Source organism: Sphingomonas sp. GW821-FHT10F11 (assembly GCF_058809095.1).
In genome coordinates this window covers 1,163,105-1,182,641 of the sequence record NZ_JBXASH010000001.1, presented here as the reverse complement: position 1 = coordinate 1,182,641, position 19,537 = coordinate 1,163,105, and the positions used below count along the sequence as shown (strand labels likewise).

Here is a 19,537-nt window from a genome sequence, read left to right as displayed (position 1 = left end):
GCTGGTCCCGAGGCGATCAAAAATCACTCTGACCCCTTTTTCTCCGCTGCGTCTGACTTTCTCCCTCGTTCCGGGGGCGGGCCGACGTCATGCAATCCGGGGCAGGCGCTCCAGATGCTTGTCGAGCGTGATCGGATAGTCGCGCACGCGCACCCCGGTGGCGTTGTAGATGGCGTTGGCGACCGCCGCCCCGACTCCGCACAGGCCGAGTTCGCCCACGCCCTTGGCCTTCATCGGGGAGGAAATCGGATCGACCTCGTCGAGGAAGATCACCTCCTGATGCGGGATGTCGGCATGGACCGGCACTTCATAGCTCGCCAGGTCGTGGTTGACGAAGAAGCCGAAGCGATGGTCGACCGCCAGCTCCTCCATCAATGCCGCGCCCACCCCCATCGTCATCGCACCGATCACCTGGCTGCGCGCCGCCTTGGGGTTGAGGATTCGGCCGGCCGCGCACACCGCGAGCATCCGCCGCACGCGCACTTCGCCGGTATAGGCATCGACTCCGACCTCGACGAAATGGGCGGCAAAGGTCGATTGCTGGAAGGTCTTGTCCAGATCGCCATATTCGATCTGCTCCTCGGCGACGATGTCGCCGTCCCTGGCGGCATCGCCCAGCGTCGCGCTGCGATTGCCCGATCGTACCTTCCCGTCGGAAAAGGCGATGTCGGCCGAGTTGAAGCCAAGCTTCCGCGCCACTGTCTCGCGTAGCTTGACGCAGGCCGCATAGACGCCGGCGGTCGAGTTGTTGGCGCCCCATTGCCCGCCCGATCCGGCCGAGGCGGGGTGGTCGGAATCGCCCAGCACGACCTTCACCCGGTCGAGATCGACCCCCATCATCTCGGCGGCGGTCTGCGCCAGGATCGTGTAGGTGCCGGTGCCGATATCGGTCATGTCGGTTTCGACCGTGATCCTGCCGCTCGCGTCGAGCCGGACTCGCGCCGCCGACTTTGTCAGCAGATTGTTGCGGAAGCCGGAGGCGACGCCCATGCCGACCAGCCAGCGTCCGTCGCGGACCATTGCCGGCTTCGGATGGCGCCTCTTCCAGCCGAAGCGCTCCGCCCCCTGGCGCAGGCATTCGACCAGCTGGCGCTGGGAGAATTTGCGCTCGGGCTTTGCCGGATCGACTTGCGTATCGTTGAGCGCGCGGAAATCGATCGGGTCGATGCCCAGTCTCTCCGCCATCTCGTCCATCGCGATTTCCAGCGCCATCAGCCCCGGGGCCTCGCCCGGCGCGCGCATCGCATTGCCCTCGGGCAGGTCGAGCACGGCAAGCCGCATCGCGGTCATGCGGTTCTCGCCGGCATAGAGCAATTTGGTCTGCGCGACTGCGCCCTCGGGTCCGCCGCCGGGCAGGTCGCCCGAACCGCTTTCATGCGCGATCGCGGTGATCTTGCCCGCCCTGGTCGCGCCAATGCGGATGCGTTGCATCGTTGCCGGGCGGTGCGTGGTGTTGTTGAATATCATCGGCCGGGTCAGCGCGACCTTGACCGGCCGATTCGCTGCCTTCGCGCCGAGCGCGGCAAGGATCGCGTCCGTGCGCACGAACAACTTCCCGCCGAATCCGCCGCCGATATAGGGCGAGTCCAGCCGGACCTTTTCCTTGGCAATGCCGAGCGTCTTGGCGACCTCGCTTTTGCCCCAGGCGATCATCTGGTTCGATGTCCAGAGCGTCAGCCGGTCGCCGTCCCAGGCCGCGATGCTGGCATGCGGCTCCATCATCGCATGGCTGTGGTCCGGCGTGGTGTAGCGCGCGTCGAACTTGACCTCGGCGCTGGCGAAGGCGGCCTCGAAATTGCCGACCCGTGCGATCGGCGGACTCTTCGCATCGTCGGCCTTCAGCGGCGCGGTCTTCAGCGCGGCGGCGAGATCGAAACGCCCGTCGGAGGCGCGCGCATAGTCGACACGCACCAATGCCGCGGCCGACCGTGCCTGTTCGAACGTCTCCGCCACGACCAGCGCCACGGCCTGATGATAATGCTCGATGTCCGGCCCGCCGAGCAATCTGGCGGTGTTGAAATCGCCTTTGGCCAGCTTGCCCGCAGTGTCCGCGGTCACGATCGCCAGCACGCCCGGCGCCGCCCTGGCGTCGGCCAGGTCGATCGATCGGATCCGGCCTTTGGCGATCGCCGATCCCACGACGACGCCATAGGCCTGGTTCGCGACGACGTCGTGCCGTTCATAGGCATAGGGCGCGGTGCCCGTGGTCTTGAATTTGCCGTCGATTCGATCGGTCGCCTTGCCGATCACTTTCAACTGGTCGATCGGGTTCTGCCCGGCGGGGGTGTCGAATTTCATCGGATCACGCTTTCGCTTCGGCAAGGACGGCGGCGAGCGTGCGCTCGACCAGCGGCACCTTGAACGCATTGTCGCGGGTGGGCTTGGCGCCGGCCAGCAGGCGTGCCGCTGTCGGCCCGGCACCGCGCGGCAGCTCCGCCTCGGCCGCCTCGACCCGCCATGGCTTGTGGGCGACGCCGCCGAGCGCGACCCGGCCGCTGCCGTCCTTCTGCACGACCGCGGCGACCGAGACGAGCGCAAAGGCATAGGACGCGCGGTCGCGCACCTTGCGGTAGATATGCGTGCCCTCGATGGGCCTGGGCAGCGTGACCGCGGTGATCAACTCGCCCGGGGCAAGCGCCGTCTCGATATGCGGCGTGCTGCCCGGCAGGCGATGGAAGGCAGCGATCGGGATGCCGCGGGCCGTGCCGTTGGGCTGCACCGTCTCGACCGTCGCATCGAGCAGACGCATCGCCACCGCCATGTCGCTGGGGTGAGTCGCGATGCACGCCTCGCTGGTGCCGATCACGCCGAGCTGCCGGCTGAAGCCGCCGATCGCGGCACAGCCGCTGCCCGGCTTGCGTTTGTTGCAGGCCTGGTTGGTGTCGTAGAAATAGGGGCAGCGCGTGCGCTGGAGCAGATTGCCCGCGGTCGTGGCCTTGTTGCGCAACTGGCCCGACGCGCCGGCCAGCAAGGCGCGGCTGAGCACGCCATAATCGCGCCGCACCCGGTCGTCGGCCGCGAGCGTGGTGTTCCGAACGAGCGCGCCGATCCGCAGGCCTCCGTCATCGGTCTTCTCGATCCGGTCGAGCTTGAGGTCCTGCACATCGATCAGATGTGCCGGGGTTTCGATCTGCAGCTTCATCAGGTCGAGCAGATTGGTGCCGCCCGCGATGAATTTGGCGCCGGGCGTTTGCGCTACCGCCGCGGCGGCCTCGGCGGGAGTGGTCGCCCGCGCATAGGAAAAGGGTTTCATGCCCGTGCCTCCGCCACTTCGGTCATCGCTTCAAGGATGTTCGAATAGGCGCCGCAGCGGCAGATATTGCCGCTCATCCGCTCGCGCATCTCCGCATTGCTGGCCTTGGGGCGCTCGGTCAGGCTGGCGCTGGCATGGCTAGGGATGCCCGATCGGATCTCGTCGAGCACGGCGACCGCCGAGCAGATCTGCCCCGGCGTGCAATAGCCGCATTGATAGCCGTCATGCTTGATGAAGGCCGCCTGCATCGGGTGAAGGTCGCCAGGGGTGCCGAGCCCTTCGATCGTCGTCACCTTGTCGCCGTCGTGCATCACCGCGAGGGTGAGGCAGGAATTGATCCGAACGCCATCGACCAGCACGGTGCAGGCGCCGCACTGGCCATGGTCGCAGCCTTTCTTGGTGCCGGTCAGCTGGAGATGCTCGCGGAGTGCGTCGAGCAGGGTGGTACGCGTGTCCAACTCCAGGTCGCGCTGCCTGCCGTTCACCTGAAGCCTGACCTTCATCATGGTCGGGGCAGGCTGCGGCATGCCCGAGCTGGCGCTGGCCTGCGGGATGGCGGTCAGCGTGGCCAGCGCCGCGCTACCGGCCAGGATGCCGCGTCGGGACATCTCCAGTTCGTCAGATATATCCATAACGATGGGTCCCTTTCGCTGCCCGTCGGTCGCGCCACCGAGACGCTCGTGCGCATCCGGTTTGGGGTAACATAACGCGTATTGGGTCCGAAACGATCCGGCGAATTGATATGCCAGGGCGCATGAAACCCCATTTGCACTTCATGAATGCCGATGGCGCGGCTGTGGGCCAGCAAGAGCGCGATCACGGCAGCACCTCGAGCCGTCCGCTCCCGACGATCGTCACCTCGCCGCCGACCCTGACCGAAGGAACGGCCTCCGGACTGCCATGGGGCTCGACGATCATCCGGCTGGGTCGGCCGGTGAAGCGGCCCTGGTTCAGGGTGAAGGCCGAGCCCGTGGCCGCGCCGCAATGGCGCAGGCGATAGGCGCCGATCGTCCCGGCGGCGCTGCCGGTGGCCACGTCCTCGACCAGGCCGTCATTGTTCCAATGGCGTATCTCGAGCGCGCTCTCGTCGAACAACACGGCGAATTGAGCGCCGACACCCCGCAGGAGCGTCGTGATGTCCGCCCCGATCGATGCGCGCGGCAGCACATCGGGCCGGACGGGAATGATGAGATAGCGTAGGCCGGTGCTCGCCACCGCCAGCGGCAACTCTGGATCGAGGTCGCCGGCCGACAGGCTGAAAGCAGCGGCGATCCGGTCGTCCGCCGCCACTTCTCCTAGAAACGTCGCCGGCCCCTGATCGAGCAGCCCGAAATAGCCGCCGCCCGTTCGCCGCGTCGCGACCGTCACGCTCTTCTCGGCAAGATCGAACGTCCAGATCCGCGTCTCGTCGCTGCCGTCTCTGTCATGCAGCGCCGCCGCCGCCCCGATGATGGGGTGACCGGCAAAGGGCAGCTCCTCGAAACCGTCGAAGATGCGCGCGCGATACCGGTTCGCCTCGCCGGCCCCGGTCAGGAAGATCGCCTCGAAATGGCGAAGCTCCTGCGTGATCGCCAGCATCTGCCGGCTGTCGAGCCCCGGGGCATCGAGGAAGACGGGCAGGCTGTTGCCGGCATAGGGGCGCGACGCGAAGACATCGACGTGCAGATAGGGGAGCGCTGACATGGACTGCGCCGGGTCAGAGGCTGAGCGCGAGCGCGGCCGTGAAGCGGGCAATCGCTTCCTCGTCGCGCCGATAGAAGGTCCAGCCCTTCTTCCGCGTTGCGATCAGCAGGCCGGAATCCACTAACAGGGTCAGATGCCGGGACGCGGTCGCCGGCGCGATGCCGAGCTTGTCGCGCAGGAAGTCGGCGCAAATGCCGTCAGTGACCGGGTCGCCGTCGACCTGTGGCGGGAAATTGCCCACCGGATCCTTCAGATAGTCAAGCACGGCAAGCCGTACCGGACTGGCAAGGGCCTTCAGGGCGGTCAGTCTCTCGCTCATATCAAGTTCGCTATTTCGCATAAAAGCAAACTACTATGCGTGAGCCGATGCGTCAATCTGCCGCCGAAAATGTCAGTGACCCTCATGACATTTTATGGGCCGCCAACGCACGCGGCCTCATCGAGGCGGTGATTCAAGTCACGCTCCAGGGGCGCTATGCCGCATCCATGACCTCGGGCGTATCCTGCCCGTCACCTGCGCCGAAAGGGTGGATGACGGTCGCGAAACCCCGCCGGGGGTTGAGGTTGACTCAAGCCGATCCCTTTTCTAAACGGGCGCCGCAACGGGGGCTCGCCCCATGTTTTCCGTCGCCGTGCGCAAGCCCGGCGGCGTTTTCTTATCAGGATGCTTTCGCGTTGGCCGACGACCGCCAGAACGATGACCTTGAAAGCCGTATCGCGAAGGCGCGCGCGGTCGAAGAGGCGCGTACTGCCGGGAACCCCGCGGCAAAGCCCGCCAAGGGCTATTCGCAGGGGTCGCGCGTGCTGGCCGAGCTGATCGGCGCGCCGATCGGTGGCGGCCTTATCGGCTGGCTGCTCGACAAGTGGCTCGGCACCAGCCCCTGGCTGTTGCTGATCCTGCTCGTGCTGGCCGTCGTCGCGGCGTTCCGCAACATCTTCAAGATCTCGAAGGAGCGCGCGGAATGACCGTCGCTTCCGACAGCAACGCACAAGGGTAAGGCGATCGTGGCCGGTAAAATTGACCCGATGGAACAGTTCCTGGTCGAGCCCGTGCTCGGCCGGCATCTCGAGCTGTTCGGATACGACGTGTCCTTCACGAACTCGGCGCTGTTCATGGTCGTCGTGTTCGCGCTGCTGTTCCTGTTCATGTGGGGCGGCATGAAGCGCCAGCTGGTGCCCACCCGCTGGCAGGTCGCGGCTGAATCGGTCGTCGGCTTCATCGACAACATGATGCAGGTGAACATCGGGCCGGAAGGCAAGAAGTTCGCGCCCTATATCTTCTCGATCTTCATGTTCATCCTGTTCGCGAACCTGGTCGGCGTGCTGCCGCTGGCGATCGTGCCGGGCCTGCACACTTTCGCCGTGACCAGCCACATCACCGTCACCGCGGTGCTGGCGTTCCTGTCGTTCGGCATCGTGCTCGCGGTCGGCTTCTGGCGCCACGGCCTCCACTTCTTCTCGCTGTTCGTGCCGCACGGTGCGCCCGGCTGGCTGATGCCCGTCATCATCCCGGTCGAGTTCGTGTCGTTCATGGTCCGCCCGTTCAGCCTTGGTCTCCGACTGTTCGTCGCGATGACCGCGGGCCACATCCTGCTCGAGGTGTTCGGCAGCTTCGTGGTGCAGGGCCTGAACGCCGGTGGGGGCCTCGGCATCCTCGTCAGCATCCTCAGCTTCGTGATGATCATCGGCGTCAGCGCGCTCGAGTTGCTGGTGTGCGCGATCCAGGCCTATGTCTTCGCGCTGCTGACCTCGCTTTACCTCAACGACGCGGTGCACCTGCACTAAGTCCTGCGAATTTCGTCTAACTACCGTATTTCTAAGGAGCTTATCATGACTGATCTTGGTGCAATGTACATCGGTGCCGGCCTCGCGGCGATCGGCGTCGGCCTGGCCGCGCTCGGCGTGGGCAACGTGTTCGGCTCGTTCCTCGAAGGCGCGCTGCGCAATCCGGGCGCGGCAGACGGCCAGCAGGGCCGCCTGTTCATCGGCTTCGCGGCTTCCGAGCTGCTCGGCCTGATCGCGTTCGTCGTCGCGATCCTCATCCTCTTCGTCGTCAAGAACTAAGGACGACCCCGAGATGCCGCAGCTATCCCAGATCGGAGAGATCTACGCGTCGCAGCTGTTCTGGCTCGCGATCGTATTCGCCCTGATCTATTTCGGGATCGGCAAGGCGATGGTCCCGAAGATCGAGCGCACGATCGACGATCGTAACGCCCGTATCGGCGGAGACCTCGCCGCGGCGGAGGCCGCGAATGCCGCCGCCCGCGCGTCGGAGCTGGAATATCAGACCGGGCTGGACTCGGCCCGGTCCCAGGCCCTGCGCTCGGTGACGGAGGCCAAGGCCAAGGCATCGGCCACGGCCGAGACAAAGGTGAAGGCGGGCGACGCGGCCATGGCCGAAGCGCTCGCCACCGCCACCGCCCGCATCGGCACCGCCAAGACCACGGCCATGGCCGAGATCGAGACGGCGACCGTCGATGCGGTGCAGGACATCGTCGCCAAGCTTTCGGGCGTGGCGGTCGATCGTTCGGCGATCGAACAGCAAGTGAAGGCGGAACTGGCGCATGGCTGAAGCGCATCATGAGAGCCTGACGGCGGCGACCGGCACGACCGAGCTGCATCACGAGCCGGCTGCTCTGGGCATCACCGCGCCCGGCTTCGTCGCGCTGTCGATGCTGGTCGTCATCGGCATCATCATCTGGAAGAAGGTACCGGCGATGATCGCCGGCATGCTGGACGCGCGGATCGCGACGATCCGCACCCAGCTCGAAGAGGCCTCGCGCCTCCGCACCGAAGCCGAGGCGCAGCTGGCCGAAGCCAAGGCGCGCAACGCGGCGAGCGCCGGCGATGCCGCCGCGATCATCGCGCATGCCGAAGCCGAAGCGAAGCAGATGATCGCCAAGGCGGAAAGCGACTCCGCTGATCTCGTCACCCGCCGCCGCAAGATGGCCGAGGACAAGATCGCCGCAGCCGAGCGCGCCGCGATCGCCGAGGTTCGCGCCACGGCGGCCGATGCCGCCACCCGCGCCGCTTCCGCGATCATCGCGCAGAAGCATGACGCTACGGCAGACAAGCCTTTGGTCGATCAGACCATCGCCGGTCTCGGGCGCCTCAACTAAACCACTCTTAAGTCAGCTCTCCTGCCGTTTCACGGTGTCTCGATCCCGGCTACACCGGGGCCGGGGCACCGAGTCGCGTGCCATATCCCTGGAGAGAGAATCCCATGAAGCTTGCCGCCTTTACCGCCGCCCTGTTCGTGATGACGGCGGCGCCAGCCCTGGCGCAGAACGCCCCTGCGGCGCCGGCCCCAGCCGCTCCCGCCGCCGCGCCGGCGGCGACCGCGGACGCTGCGCCCGCAGCCAAGTTCACGCTCGACACGCCGATCGAGACGATCGCCGCCGACCCCGCCGGCAAGGCCGTGCTCGACGCCGACCTTCCCGGCATGACCGCGCACCCGGCCTATGAGCAGTTCAAGGTCCTGTCGCTGACGGCGGTCCAGCCTTTGTCCAACGGCGCGATCACCGACGCGCAGCTGGCCAAGGTCAAGGCCGATCTCGCGGCGATCAAGTAAGAGTCCGAGCCCAATCGCTCCTCTCCAGTGGGAGAGGATACGCAGACTTGAGAGCGCAGCGATCTAGTCGAAGTTGGTGAGGGGTTCCGGACCTATCGAGAGCTCCCGGAGCCCCTCACCAAGCTACGCTAAGCAGCAAAGCTGCCAAGCTTCGCTATCAGTTTTGCCTGAAGTCAGGTCAGTCATGCCCCCGGCATGACTGAGAAATGCCCGGGGGGCATTTCGGCCTGACTACAGCCAAAACTCCCGCTGGAGAGGAACAAGGCGGCGCGCCTCCGCCCTAATACCGGATCATCACCCGCCGTGCGATGGCGGGTGACACATTGTACACCGCGTTCAGCACCGCGGTCATGCCGACATTCGCCTGGTTCCGCCCGCCCGCCATCGCCGCGACGATCTGCCGCCCGCATTCCGCCGCCGGCATCTTCTTGTGCTGGTTCTCCTCGGTCATCCGCGTCTCGACGACCGGCGGCAGCGCCTCCAGCACATGCACCCGCGTCCCCGCAAGCTGCGCCCGCAACGCCATGGTGAAGCTCCGCAACCCCGCCTTGGTCCCGCAATAGACCGGGCCCTTGCCGCTGGGCGCGATCGCCAGCCCCGAGGTGACGTTGACGATCATCGCCTCCGGCCGCGCCCGCAGCCCGTCGAGCAACCCCGCGATCAGCCGGATCGGCGCATTGAGATTGAGGAAGATGCACCGGTCGATCTCGCCCAGGTCGAACGGCACCCCCACCTGGAAAGTGCCGCCCATCCCGGCATTGTTGACCAAAATATCGATCGCCCGCCCGCTGAGCTCCGCCACCAAGGCATCGCACCCCGCCGCATCGGACAGGTCAGCGGTAATCGTATCGAACCCCTCCGCCAGCGCCGACGCCAGCCGCCCGCGATCCCGCCCCACCACGATCACCTCGGCCCCCGCCGCCAGCAGATGCCGCGCGATCTCCAGCCCGATCCCGTCGCTGCCGCCGGTCACGACCGCCGTCTTGCCCTTCAACTGCATGTCCAGCTCCTCCAGATCTAAGCCCCTCCCCTTCAGGGGAGGGGTTGGGGGTGGGGGGAGTCTCACCGAGACAGGCACTTGCGGATAAGCCCCACCCCAACCCCTCCCCTGAAGGGGAGGGGCTATGTGTTTCGCGGCACATATACCCGTTGTTGCGGACGCGCCGGAGTCCTAACTGGGGGAACGATGTCGACCCCCAATGCCCCCGATCGATTCAACGAAGAGAAATCCACCTTCACCGTGCGCGGATCGGACGTGCCCGATCTGGAGGCCGGCGTGGCGGCGATCCGCAACGTGCTGAAGACGCTCCCCGCCCGCCCAGGCGTCTATCGCATGCAGGATGCCAAAGGCGACGTGCTCTATGTCGGCAAGGCCCGCGCGCTGAAGAACCGCGTCACCAACTACACCCAGGTCGATCGCCTCCCGAAGCGCCTCCAGCGCATGGTCGCGCAGACTCGCTCGATGACCATCGTCACCACCAACAACGAGGCGGAGGCGCTGCTGCTCGAGGCGCAGCTGATCAAGCGCTATCGCCCCGCCTACAACGTCCTGCTGCGCGACGACAAAAGCTTCCCCTTCATCCTGCTGCGCGCCGATCACGATTTCCCGCGCATCCAGAAGCATCGCGGCGCCCGCCGCGCCAAGGGCAATTATTACGGCCCCTTCGCCAGCGCCGGTTCGGTCAACAACACGCTCAACGCGCTGCAGAAGCTGTTCCTGCTCCGCTCCTGCACGGACAGCTTCTTCAGGACGCGCGACCGGCCCTGCCTGCTCTACCAGATCAAGCGCTGCTCGGCCCCCTGCGTCGGCCGCATCTCGCAGGCGGACTATGCGGACCTGATCGGCGACGCCAAGGCCTTCCTCGCCGGCAAATCGACTCAGGTGCAGACCAAGCTCGGCGGCCAGATGCAGGCAGCGGCCGAAAATATGGATTTCGAGCTGGCCGCGATCATCCGCGATCGGCTGAAGGCACTCACCTTCATCCAGGGCAGCCAGGCGATCAACGCGGAAGGGGTGGGGGACGCCGACATCTTCGCGCTCGCCAACAAGAACGGCGTCATGGGCATCCAGGCCTTCTTCATCCGCGGCGGCCAGAATTGGGGCCATCGCAGCTTCTTCCCCGCCCACACCAACGACGTGCCCGAGGCCGAGGTGCTGGCGAGCTTCCTCACCCAATTCTACGAGGAGGTGCCCCCGCCGCGCATCATCTTCGTCGATCGCGCGCTGGAAGAGACCGAGCTGCTGCAGGAGGCGTTCGCCGAGCGGGCAGGGGCGAAGGTCGCCATCTCCATCCCCCAGCGCGGCACCCGCCGCCGCCTGCTCGACCAGGCGAAGCGCAATGCCGAGGAAGCGCTCGACCGCCGCCTCGCCGAAAGCACCACGCAGGCAAAACTGCTGCGCGAGGTCGCCGACCTGTTCGACCTGGCCGAGCCGCCCGACCGGATCGAGATCTACGACAACAGCCATATCCAGGGCACCAACGCGCTCGGCGCGATGGTCGTCGCCGGGCCGGAGGGTTTCCGCAAGGGCCAGTACCGCAAGTTCAACATCAAGGATGCGAAGACCATCCCTGGCGACGATTTCGGCATGATGCGCGAAGTCTTCGGCCGCCGCTTCGCCCGCGCCCAGGCCGAGGATCCCGATCGGGATTCAGGCGAATGGCCCGATCTGGTGCTGATCGACGGCGGCCGCGGCCAGCTCAACGCGGCCAGGGGCGTGCTGGAAGAACTCGGCATCGAGGATGTCTGCCTGGTCGGCGTCGCCAAGGGCCCGGACCATGGGCGCGAAGGCCGCGAGGTCTTCCACCTGATGGACGGCCGCGAGCTGACCCTGCCCACCAACGCGCCCGTCCTGTTCTACCTCCAGCGCCTGCGCGACGAAGTCCACCGCTTCGCCATCGGCGCCCACCGGGCGAAACGCGCCAAGGCCATCGGCGCGAGCCCGCTGGACGAGGTTCCGGGCATCGGCCCGGCGCGGAAAAAGGCGCTGCTGATGCATTTCGGCACGGGCCGGGCAGTGCGCAATGCGAGCCTGGAGGATCTGCAGAAGGCGCCGGGGGTTTCGGCGCTGGTGGCGCGGCAGGTTTATGATTTTTATCATGGGCGGTAGGGGGAGGGGGCATTGCGTTCCCGGCGAAAGCCATAAGGCGTTAAATCTAGAAACTCCCTTCATCACACCATCTTACCGTCACCCCGGATTTATTCCGGGGTCCACCGAGCCGCACTTCCTGCGTTCAATTGTTCGAGAAAACGGCTCAGTGTATCTCAGCACTCTGACCGTTCGTTTGTTCGGCAGCCGCGCGATCCGACCCGGTTTTTGTTGATTCCACCCCCTCAATTTAGGCTACGTGATCGCAATCCGTTGGTCGATTGCCTTTGGTCTGATTTGGATGCAAGTATCTGTGATAAGAATGCAGGGGGGATATCATGGACTTGGCGACACGGCTTACTGAACTTGCCGCGAAAACGCAGCAGCATCGTGAGGTTTTGCTCACTGAGCAGGCGGCCAAGACCGCTCTCGTCATGCCGTTCATTAACCTCTTGGGCTATGACGTATTCAACCCCTCCGAGGTCGTGCCGGAATACACCGCTGATGTTGGAACGAAGAAGGGCGAGAAGGTCGATTATGCCATCTGCATAGAGGGCAAACTTTCAATTTTGATTGAATGCAAGCCCTCCACAGGCGACCTCACGATCAACCACGCATCGCAATTATTCCGCTATTTCAGTGTCACTGATGCCAGGCTTGCAATTCTCACCAACGGTGTGGTCTACAAGTTTTTCTCCGATCTCGATCAGCCGAACAAAATGGACACGCAGCCATTTTTCACGCTGAGCTTGGACGCCGTTCGCAAGTCTGACGTGCGTATTCTTGAGAGCTTCACCAAAGCCGGTTTCGATATCGACGCGATCGTCCGAGAGGCGTCCAACCTGAAACTGGAATCGCTCGTCCGGAAAGAACTCGAAAGGGAGATGGGAACGGCCTCCGAAGAGTTCGCCCGCTTGATTGCAAAGAGGGTCTACGCGGGACAAGTCACGTCGCAGGTTAAAGACAACTTTACACGCCTGATCGCCAATTCATTTTCGGCGATCGTTCGCGATCATGTGAACGACCGCCTGACTTCGGCCCTGAACGCCTCAGCTGTTCCCGAGCATGACGAGGGTTCAGCGCCGTCAGCGGAAGAGGCCATAACCACAGATGAAGAGGTCAGCGGATTCCGGATCGTGCAGGCGATCGCGTCCAAGCTGGTCGATCCCAAGCGCATCGTGATGCGCGATGCGAAGTCCTATTGCGCGATCCTGCTGGATGACAATAACCGCAAGTCGCTGGCGCGACTGCACTTCAACGGCCTGACGACGAAATATGTCGGGACATTCGATGGGCAGGCCGAGACGCGCAACCTAATCAGCGACCTGACCGATATCTACAAGCTGACGCCGCAATTAGAGGCGCGTATCAATGAGCTTGAGGGCAAAAAGGCCAAGTGAGGCACTTGGTCCGCTGCGGGAGAAGGGGACTGTCGCACGTGCACCGGTATTTGTATTATAACGGATTTCGGTGACAGTGCATTTAATTATCCAGCCAAGCCGTGGACCCGCACAACTTGCCGGATTGAATGCACAGTCACCATAATTTCGTAATTTTAAACCTAGGCGCGCGTTACCCTCTTCGTGATGCCAATCTTTGCATCTTGAACAGAGAAGCCCTCGGGCGCGTTGATTAGAGCTAGATGCATGAAAATATCGGCCATCATATCTTCTGTTAAGACTATTGCGATGCGACCTAACCGTCGCCCTGGTTTCCAGGACCCGAATGTATTTCGCTCACACAGGCCCTCTTCCCATTGCCGCACCCACCAAGCGAGGAAGTCCGCAGCCTGCAGGGGAAGGAAATCATCGTCACTTTCAAATCTAGGAGCGCTCCCATATCGATCTTTGAGCTGAAGGTCTTCAGATACAAATTTGTCCCATCCGGAAATTATTTTCTTTTTTTCCAGGCGGTTGTCAAATATGAAGTCAACTTCAACATTTTCTGGGATGAATTGGCTCATCAGCCCTGAGTTTCTTTGAGTATGGAAGTTTCGCATGATAGATACAAATAAGAATAAATAGGGATTTTCTATTAAATCTCCCGTAATTGGTAACATTGCTCTTCCGCTTTTATTCCAAATCCAAATTCTGTTGCTTGCACTCCTAAAATCATCAGACCGTAAGGCCACCGATATCCCAGCAATAACGTGTTTCTCAATTACACGATAGAATGCCGGAACCATTGCCATTGCTTCTGAGCTCGACATTTCGCTCATCTTGAAGCGCCGCGTGCCATCCTTGCCGAGCTTGGCCAGGGGCAATAAATCCCGCCAGTCTTTCGCGAAGGCGGCCCAGTTTTCTATCGGAGCCATGTACCCGGCTATGACGAACATTTCGTCGGTTATACTCTCATCCAAATAGACCTGCCACACCATGAGTGGTCGACCTCCTCACCTACCTATAGTTCAAACCTCGAAGCTAACGGATCACAATTGTGGTAACAGTGCATTTAATAGCTCAGCTGGGCGCCACCGCCTCGCCTGACCTGTCGGATTGAGTGCACTGTCACCGTTATCCTAACACAGCGCGGCCGCGCCGGCGGGACGATCTGTGGTGTTAAGATTATTAGGATCTGAACAAAGCAACGATGCTGACAATCAGTCCGGCCACCCCGGCGAGCTGGCTCAATCGCTCAAGGATGAACCAGATGAGTTGATAATCCGGTTCGGGCGCCTCGGCCAGCAATCGAGCCGCCACGAAATAGGCTCGGGCTTGGCAGGTCACTTCTTGGCCAAGATCGAGTTTGGCCAGAGCGGTTTCGGCGACGTCGATCTCGTGCGCAAGTCGGGCCTGCTTTTCGGCCGCCAGCGTGAAATTGCTAGGCAAGCCTGTCCAGGCGCTGCTGTCGACCTTCGGCAACGGCCCGGTCGCGGCTGTTGGTGGATTTTGTCTGCGCAACTGAGGAGGGCGGCTGGCCACCGCCATGACGCGTTCGACGGAGGCATGCACAAAGACTGCCGGTTGGATTCTGGCGGTGTCCTCGCGGCGCTCTGTCGGGTCGATCGTATTTGTCAGGAGCCAAACGACGCCGGTATTCGCGATCTCCTTCATCTCCTCCGGCGCAAACTGCCAACAGGACACAGTCGATCGCGGGAACATCTTTACCGGCAGCGGCCGAGACACCTGTCCCGGTGGGAAATCCTCGACAGCATCGGCGCCATCAAAAGGGACAGGTGTCGCCATTCGCTCCTCCAGATCGATTCATGCAAACCTTTAGGCCGCCACACGCTGCCCAATTCAGCGCGACCTTGGCTCGCACCTGGAATAACGGAATTACGGCGCAGTGCATTTAATTACCGCCCAAGCGCCGCCGCTCCGCTTGGCCTGTCGATTGAATGCACTATCACCGTTATCCCGGTCGCGTTGCTCGACGCCGACGCACTTGCCGTCAGGCGCGAACGGCATCGCGCGCGTGGATGTGGCGCCCTCGCCAAGGACCAGCAAAATCTCTCCCATGAGGGGAGGCAAGATCAGGGCAGGGCGGAGCGGAAACCCAGGCGCCCGCGTTCAATCGCGGGCGCGCTGCTCCGTCACCATGATCGCGGTCTCGACCATGCAATTGTCGACGAAGTCGTTGAGGAACACCAGCAGGTGATCGGGCGACAGCCGCTTGGCGGCGTTGGCGCGCAGCCAGGGATTGGTCGCGGCGTCCATCACCGGCTTGGTCGCGAGCAGGGGCGAGGAGGCGTCGCTCGACGTGACGACCGAGGCCGCGACGACCGCGCCGATCTTGGTCGCCGTCGCCTGCATCTGCATCACGACATGGTTGGCACCCGCCGGCATGTCGCGCTTCATGCCTTCAAAGGCTTTGATGATGGGGGCGGGCCTCAACGTGGCATAGGCCCCGCTCCAGCTGTTGTAGAAGCGCGACCCGTTCTGGATCTCGTTTGAGAAGATCAGGCGGGTATTGTCGCGTATCAGCGCATCGTAGCTCCTGACGAGATCGGTGGACATGCCGATGTCGATCCGCCGGGCTGGCTTGACCCTGTCGATCGCGGTAGTGAGCGCGTCCCTCACGGCCTGAGCAGTCGGCGTCATCGCATTGGCTGCGAAGCCCTGGGTGTTCGGGTTGACCACCACGATCTCGCCGGGATTGGCCTCGAGCCAGCGCAGCACGTCCACCAGGAAATCCACATAGGGATATCCAGGGACCAGTCCGTGCTGGTGGTAGAGCGTGTTCCCGAAGAAGGGGCGGATCGCGGGATGCATCCAGCCGGGGCGAAAATCGAAATAACGGGTACCGATGTCCAGCTGCGTGCGGATATCGTCCTTCTGCGTCATCGAGAGATTGGCGATGGCGCGCGGCCCGAGCGCGGCGGCGGCCACGCCCATCGCCGCGCCGAGCGCGAGGACGAACGCGGGATTGTGCACCACCTTCCGTACCGGGCGCATGTCGAACATGCCGGCATCATGGGAACCGGGCAGCGCGAACCGGGCGAAGGGCCCGCGCGCGACGCGCGGATTGCGCTTCGCGAGATCGCCCATCCAGCGGCGCTGATCGCGCGTTGCATAGACGTAAAACTGATGTTGGTTGGTCATCCCCGAGATCTTGCCCGATCCCGCGTCGTAGAGGCCCCAGCAGACGGTCGGATTGCCGATCCGCGGCGGCGTATTGAACATATTGTGCATCGTGCCGGTGTAGAGGTTGCCGTCGAGCGAGCTGATGTTCTGCCAATGCCTGATCATATCCTCGCCGCGATAGCGCGTGACCCATTCGAGCCTGCCGGTATAGTTGACCGGATCGGGGATGTTGCCCGACTGGACCTGGAAGTTGTTGCGCTTGAAATTGGCCTCGGGGCCGTGCGAGCGCGGAACCTTCGGCACGGCGAGATCGGTACGGAGATCTTCCGAATCCGAGTAAAGATAATAATCGATTCCCTTTGCGACCATGATCTTTTCCTTTCGCAGATGCGGATCGTTTCGCATGCGAAATTTAAAGTCGGAAGTCGATTACGCGGTTATCGAAGAGTTATTCTCGAAAGCGAAGCAACCCTCGTGGCTGCGGCCGGGTTGACGACCGTGTCGGCGAGTTCGAGGCGTTCATCAGCCGTGTAGCTCAAGGCGAGCTGAAGCTCCGTTGCGCATACCGGCAGGGTATTCCGGGGACACGGTATTCCGGGGACACAATACTAAACCACCAACAGCACCCCAACCCCCTCAAGTAATCACCCCACTCCGCCTGATCGGGTTCTCCCGCTCCAGCGCAATCCGCTTGGCAATCTCCCGGTTCAGCTCCGTCGGATGCTCGGCAAAGGCATGCGGGGTCATCCCCGTGAAATGCTTGATCTCCCGCGTCACATGCGACTGGTCGTAGAACCCCTCGACCAGCAGCGCGTCCAGCTCGGGGTCGCGATGCGTCATCGCCACCGCCGCGCGCAGCGCCCGGTATTTGCGCGCCAGCACCTTGGGCGGCGACCCGAAATAGCGGTTGCAGCTGCGCTGGACCTGCCGCAGCGACAGGCCGGTCAGGTCGACCAGCTCGTCGATGTCGGGCGCGGCGCCGCCGGCGAGCCATGCGTTCACTTGGGCGACGAACGCGTGATACACCGGTTTCTGCCGCATCATCAGCGTGACCAGCATCTCCTCCAGGATCGCGACGCGCGCATCGAAATCCTGCGTGTCGCGTAGTTTCCCGTACACCTCGGTCACGATGGGGCCGAACAGATCCTTCGCATCGAACAACCGGTTCGCCGCCGCCGAGGCGTCCATCGGCACCAGCGCCGCCCAGCCATGCGGCATCAGCCCGACGCCGATCGCCTCGGCCGCGCCGTCGCAGCTCAGGGTTGAGGATCCGGTGGTGGGGCCCAGCACATAGATGTCCGGCATCGCCTGCTCGGTGCCGTCGATGAAGCGATAGCGCGCGTTGTCGCCGCGCAGGATGAAGCGGAACTGCGCATAATCGGCGCGGTCGACTCCCTCGAAACGGTCGTCGTCCTGCTGGAAATGGTAGAAAAACGAGAAATGATCGGCCAGCCTGGCAGGGGGTTGGCGGAAATCCATCTTCAGGTTCGACATAGGGTGCAACTCAGTCGACGATGTTTCTCGCCCTCTCTCGCTAGGCGAATCTGTCTTGAGTCACAAACCTTTCGAGTGAAGCGGGCATGATGCCGTCGACTCCGCCCGCGCTGCATGAGCCGCGGCGCCCCGGCCACAGCCGAAAGGGGCGCGGCACCCCGAAACCGGAAGCACGGCCTCACTCATCTCCGCCGGCCGGATCACCGTCCGCCCGCCGCCGCATCCGCAGTCTCGTCGCTCGATCCAGTGATTTCTACCACGGACACGAGGGTCGCAGCTCGACCCGTGTGCAACATCCACAGGCCCTTGAAATCGATTTCTTGCAGTAAGGCGGATTCGCTCTAAACATCGTCCGGGATCCGAAAACGGATCGGGAGGAGAGGATATGATGGGGGTACGGGCACGCGCGACGATCGCACTGATCCTGACCTATGCGGTGCTTGGTCTGCTGATGAACAGCGTCGGCGTCGTGATCCTGCAGTCGATCCGCCATTATGGCATCACCAAGACTCACGCCTCGTCGCTCGAGGCCTGCAAGGACCTGTCGGTGGTCGCTGCGTCCTTTTTCCTGGCGACGCGCCTGCCGGCCTTCGGCTTCCGCCGCGCGCTGATCGCGGTGATGCTGATCATCGGGGCCGGCGCCTTGCTGATGTCGATCGCCAACGCCTTCTGGACGACCCAGCTCTTCTTTGTGCTGACCGGTATCTGCTTCGGCAGCGGGAAGGTCGCGACCTATGCCTCGATCGGCCTGTTGCGTCCCGATCGCGCCGGGCATGCCAGCCTCACCGGCCTGGTCGAGGGCGTGTTCATGATCGGCGTGCTGATCGGGGTCTGGATGTTCTCCTGGTTCATCGGGGCGGACTCGACCGGCACGGAATGGTTGCACGTCTATTGGCTGATCGCGGCGATCTGCGCCGTCACCGCCGGGCTCTGGGCGATCACGCCGCTTGACGAGACCGAGGCCGCGCCGGAAAGCGTGGCGGCCAGGGCGCCCGGCTGGCGGCAGATGCTCCGGCTGCTCGCCTTGCCCACCGCGATCGCCTTCCTGGTCTCGATCTTCCTCTATGTCCTGATCGAACAGAGCATCGGCACCTGGCTGCCCACCTTCAACAACGAGATCCTGCACCTCCCGCCCGAGATGAGCGTCCAGGCGTCGAGCATCTTCGTCGCGTCGCTGGCGATCGGGCGGCTCGGCGCCAGCGCGCTGCTGCGCCGGATTTCATGGCTGCCGCTGATGCTCGGCTGCATCCTGTGCATCGCCGCGCTCGTGCTCGTCACCCTGCCGACGACCCAGGGCCTCGTGCTGCGCCCCGATGTCGGCTGGTTCGACGCGCCGATCGCCGCCTATCTCTTCCCGCTGATCGGCGTGTTCATGGCGCCGATCTATCCGACCTTGTGCTCGGTGATGCTCACCTCGCTCCCGCAGGAACGGCATGCGGCGATGGTCGGGCTGATGGTGATCTTCTCGGCGCTGGGCGGCACGATCGGCTCGTTCCTCACCGGCATGATCTTCCAGCATCTGTCCGGCCAGAACGCCTTCTACATGACGCTGATCCCGCTCGCGCTGATCGCCCTGGCGCTGATCCGGTTCGATCGGATGATCCGGCGGGGCGAGGGCGCGGAGAGGGCCCAGCCGGCCTGAGGCCGAGACTTTAGGGGGCTCCCCATCAACCTCTAGCTGCTTCCCCGGCGGAGGCCGGGGCCCAGTTGGGGGACAGTTCTGGCTAGCGTTGCGCTCCGTTACATCAGCCTTTCCGACTGGGCCCCGGCCTCCGCCGGGGAAGCGCTATTCTTGGCCAGGGGCTTCGCTCACCGCCCACTGCCTTCCGTCGATACCGATGGCACGTTCATCCGAATGCCTCTTCGCGCCTTCGCGGCTTCGCGTGAATCTGCTCTTCTTCCCGCTCTTGGTGACGCCCGAATGG

Annotated in this window: 19 protein-coding genes; 9 read left to right on the top strand and 10 right to left on the bottom strand. The window is 63.7% G+C overall.

The window, feature by feature from the left end:
- Positions 1–87: 87 nt before the first annotated feature.
- From paoC to AC1RT8_RS05865, 5 genes are all read right to left on the bottom strand, one after another.
- Complete coding sequence (gene paoC, locus AC1RT8_RS05885) at positions 88–2,298, bottom strand: aldehyde oxidoreductase molybdenum-binding subunit PaoC (protein ID WP_493074621.1); 2,211 nt, start codon at positions 2,296–2,298, stop codon at positions 88–90.
- Positions 2,299–2,302: 4 nt separating this feature from the next.
- Positions 2,303–3,253, bottom strand: coding sequence for an FAD binding domain-containing protein (locus AC1RT8_RS05880; RefSeq protein ID WP_493074620.1), 951 nt, complete (start codon positions 3,251–3,253; stop codon positions 2,303–2,305).
- Positions 3,250–3,885, bottom strand: a complete 636-nt coding sequence (gene paoA / locus AC1RT8_RS05875; RefSeq protein WP_493074619.1) for an aldehyde dehydrogenase iron-sulfur subunit PaoA — start codon at positions 3,883–3,885, stop codon at positions 3,250–3,252. Before paoA ends, AC1RT8_RS05880 begins: the two co-directional genes overlap by 4 nt.
- A 184-nt stretch (positions 3,886–4,069) precedes the next feature.
- Entirely contained in the window at positions 4,070–4,936 is an 867-nt protein-coding gene (locus tag AC1RT8_RS05870) for a PhzF family phenazine biosynthesis protein (protein WP_493074618.1), read from the bottom strand.
- A gap of 13 nt (positions 4,937–4,949) precedes the next feature.
- Positions 4,950–5,255 carry an ArsR/SmtB family transcription factor gene (locus tag AC1RT8_RS05865; RefSeq protein ID WP_493074617.1) on the bottom strand — a complete coding sequence of 102 codons (306 nt, stop codon included), beginning with the start codon at positions 5,253–5,255 and terminating at the stop codon, positions 4,950–4,952.
- A 35-nt stretch (positions 5,256–5,290) separates the two neighbouring features.
- Here AC1RT8_RS05865 and AC1RT8_RS05860 point away from each other — a divergent pair, with 35 nt between their 5' ends.
- The 6 genes from AC1RT8_RS05860 to AC1RT8_RS05835 all read left to right on the top strand — a co-directional run bounded on the left by AC1RT8_RS05860 (position 5,291) and on the right by AC1RT8_RS05835 (position 8,507).
- Positions 5,291–5,902 carry an AtpZ/AtpI family protein gene (locus AC1RT8_RS05860; RefSeq protein ID WP_493074616.1) on the top strand — a complete coding sequence of 204 codons (612 nt, stop codon included), beginning with the start codon at positions 5,291–5,293 and terminating at the stop codon, positions 5,900–5,902.
- A gap of 60 nt (positions 5,903–5,962) precedes the next feature.
- Positions 5,963–6,721 (top strand): F0F1 ATP synthase subunit A, encoded by a 759-nt coding sequence (locus AC1RT8_RS05855; protein WP_493074686.1) that lies wholly within the window; start codon positions 5,963–5,965, stop codon positions 6,719–6,721.
- A 63-nt stretch (positions 6,722–6,784) separates the two neighbouring features.
- Positions 6,785–7,000, top strand: coding sequence for a F0F1 ATP synthase subunit C (locus AC1RT8_RS05850; RefSeq protein WP_133191986.1), 216 nt, complete (start codon positions 6,785–6,787; stop codon positions 6,998–7,000).
- A gap of 13 nt (positions 7,001–7,013) precedes the next feature.
- Positions 7,014–7,508 carry a F0F1 ATP synthase subunit B family protein gene (locus tag AC1RT8_RS05845; protein WP_493074615.1) on the top strand — a complete coding sequence of 165 codons (495 nt, stop codon included), beginning with the start codon at positions 7,014–7,016 and terminating at the stop codon, positions 7,506–7,508.
- Entirely contained in the window at positions 7,501–8,055 is a 555-nt protein-coding gene (locus AC1RT8_RS05840) for a F0F1 ATP synthase subunit B family protein (protein WP_493074614.1), read from the top strand. Before AC1RT8_RS05845 ends, AC1RT8_RS05840 begins: the two co-directional genes overlap by 8 nt.
- Positions 8,056–8,159: 104 nt before the next feature.
- Complete coding sequence (locus AC1RT8_RS05835; RefSeq protein WP_493074613.1) at positions 8,160–8,507, top strand: hypothetical protein; 348 nt, start codon at positions 8,160–8,162, stop codon at positions 8,505–8,507.
- Positions 8,508–8,787: 280 nt separating this feature from the next.
- Here the strand turns inward: AC1RT8_RS05835 and AC1RT8_RS05830 are convergent, their stop codons facing one another.
- On the bottom strand, positions 8,788–9,507 hold the full coding sequence (locus AC1RT8_RS05830; RefSeq protein ID WP_493074612.1) for an SDR family oxidoreductase: 720 nt from the start codon (positions 9,505–9,507) through the stop codon (positions 8,788–8,790).
- A 186-nt stretch (positions 9,508–9,693) separates the two neighbouring features.
- Between AC1RT8_RS05830 and uvrC the strand changes: the two genes are divergently transcribed.
- Both uvrC and AC1RT8_RS05820 read left to right on the top strand, forming a co-directional pair.
- Complete coding sequence (uvrC, locus tag AC1RT8_RS05825) at positions 9,694–11,616, top strand: excinuclease ABC subunit UvrC (protein ID WP_493074611.1); 1,923 nt, start codon at positions 9,694–9,696, stop codon at positions 11,614–11,616.
- A 317-nt stretch (positions 11,617–11,933) separates the two neighbouring features.
- The gene (locus AC1RT8_RS05820; RefSeq protein WP_493074610.1) at positions 11,934–12,995 is read left to right on the top strand and encodes a type I restriction endonuclease; all 1,062 of its coding nucleotides are present in this window, start codon (positions 11,934–11,936) and stop codon (positions 12,993–12,995) included.
- Between the two features lie 161 nt (positions 12,996–13,156).
- On the opposite strand, the gene AC1RT8_RS05815 is transcribed toward AC1RT8_RS05820, so the two are convergent.
- The 4 genes from AC1RT8_RS05815 to AC1RT8_RS05800 all read right to left on the bottom strand — a co-directional run bounded on the left by AC1RT8_RS05815 (position 13,157) and on the right by AC1RT8_RS05800 (position 17,612).
- The gene (locus AC1RT8_RS05815; RefSeq protein WP_493074609.1) at positions 13,157–13,972 is read right to left on the bottom strand and encodes a DUF3800 domain-containing protein; all 816 of its coding nucleotides are present in this window, start codon (positions 13,970–13,972) and stop codon (positions 13,157–13,159) included.
- Positions 13,973–14,162: 190 nt separating this feature from the next.
- Entirely contained in the window at positions 14,163–14,780 is a 618-nt protein-coding gene (locus tag AC1RT8_RS05810; RefSeq protein WP_493074608.1) for a hypothetical protein, read from the bottom strand.
- A gap of 324 nt (positions 14,781–15,104) precedes the next feature.
- The gene (locus AC1RT8_RS05805) at positions 15,105–16,487 is read right to left on the bottom strand and encodes a PI-PLC domain-containing protein (protein WP_493074607.1); all 1,383 of its coding nucleotides are present in this window, start codon (positions 16,485–16,487) and stop codon (positions 15,105–15,107) included.
- A 267-nt stretch (positions 16,488–16,754) separates the two neighbouring features.
- Positions 16,755–17,612 carry a helix-turn-helix domain-containing protein gene (locus tag AC1RT8_RS05800; protein WP_493074606.1) on the bottom strand — a complete coding sequence of 286 codons (858 nt, stop codon included), beginning with the start codon at positions 17,610–17,612 and terminating at the stop codon, positions 16,755–16,757.
- A 385-nt stretch (positions 17,613–17,997) separates the two neighbouring features.
- On the opposite strand from AC1RT8_RS05800, the gene AC1RT8_RS05795 reads away from it, so the two are divergent.
- Complete coding sequence (locus tag AC1RT8_RS05795) at positions 17,998–19,254, top strand: MFS transporter (RefSeq protein WP_493074605.1); 1,257 nt, start codon at positions 17,998–18,000, stop codon at positions 19,252–19,254.
- Positions 19,255–19,537: the final 283 nt, after the last annotated feature.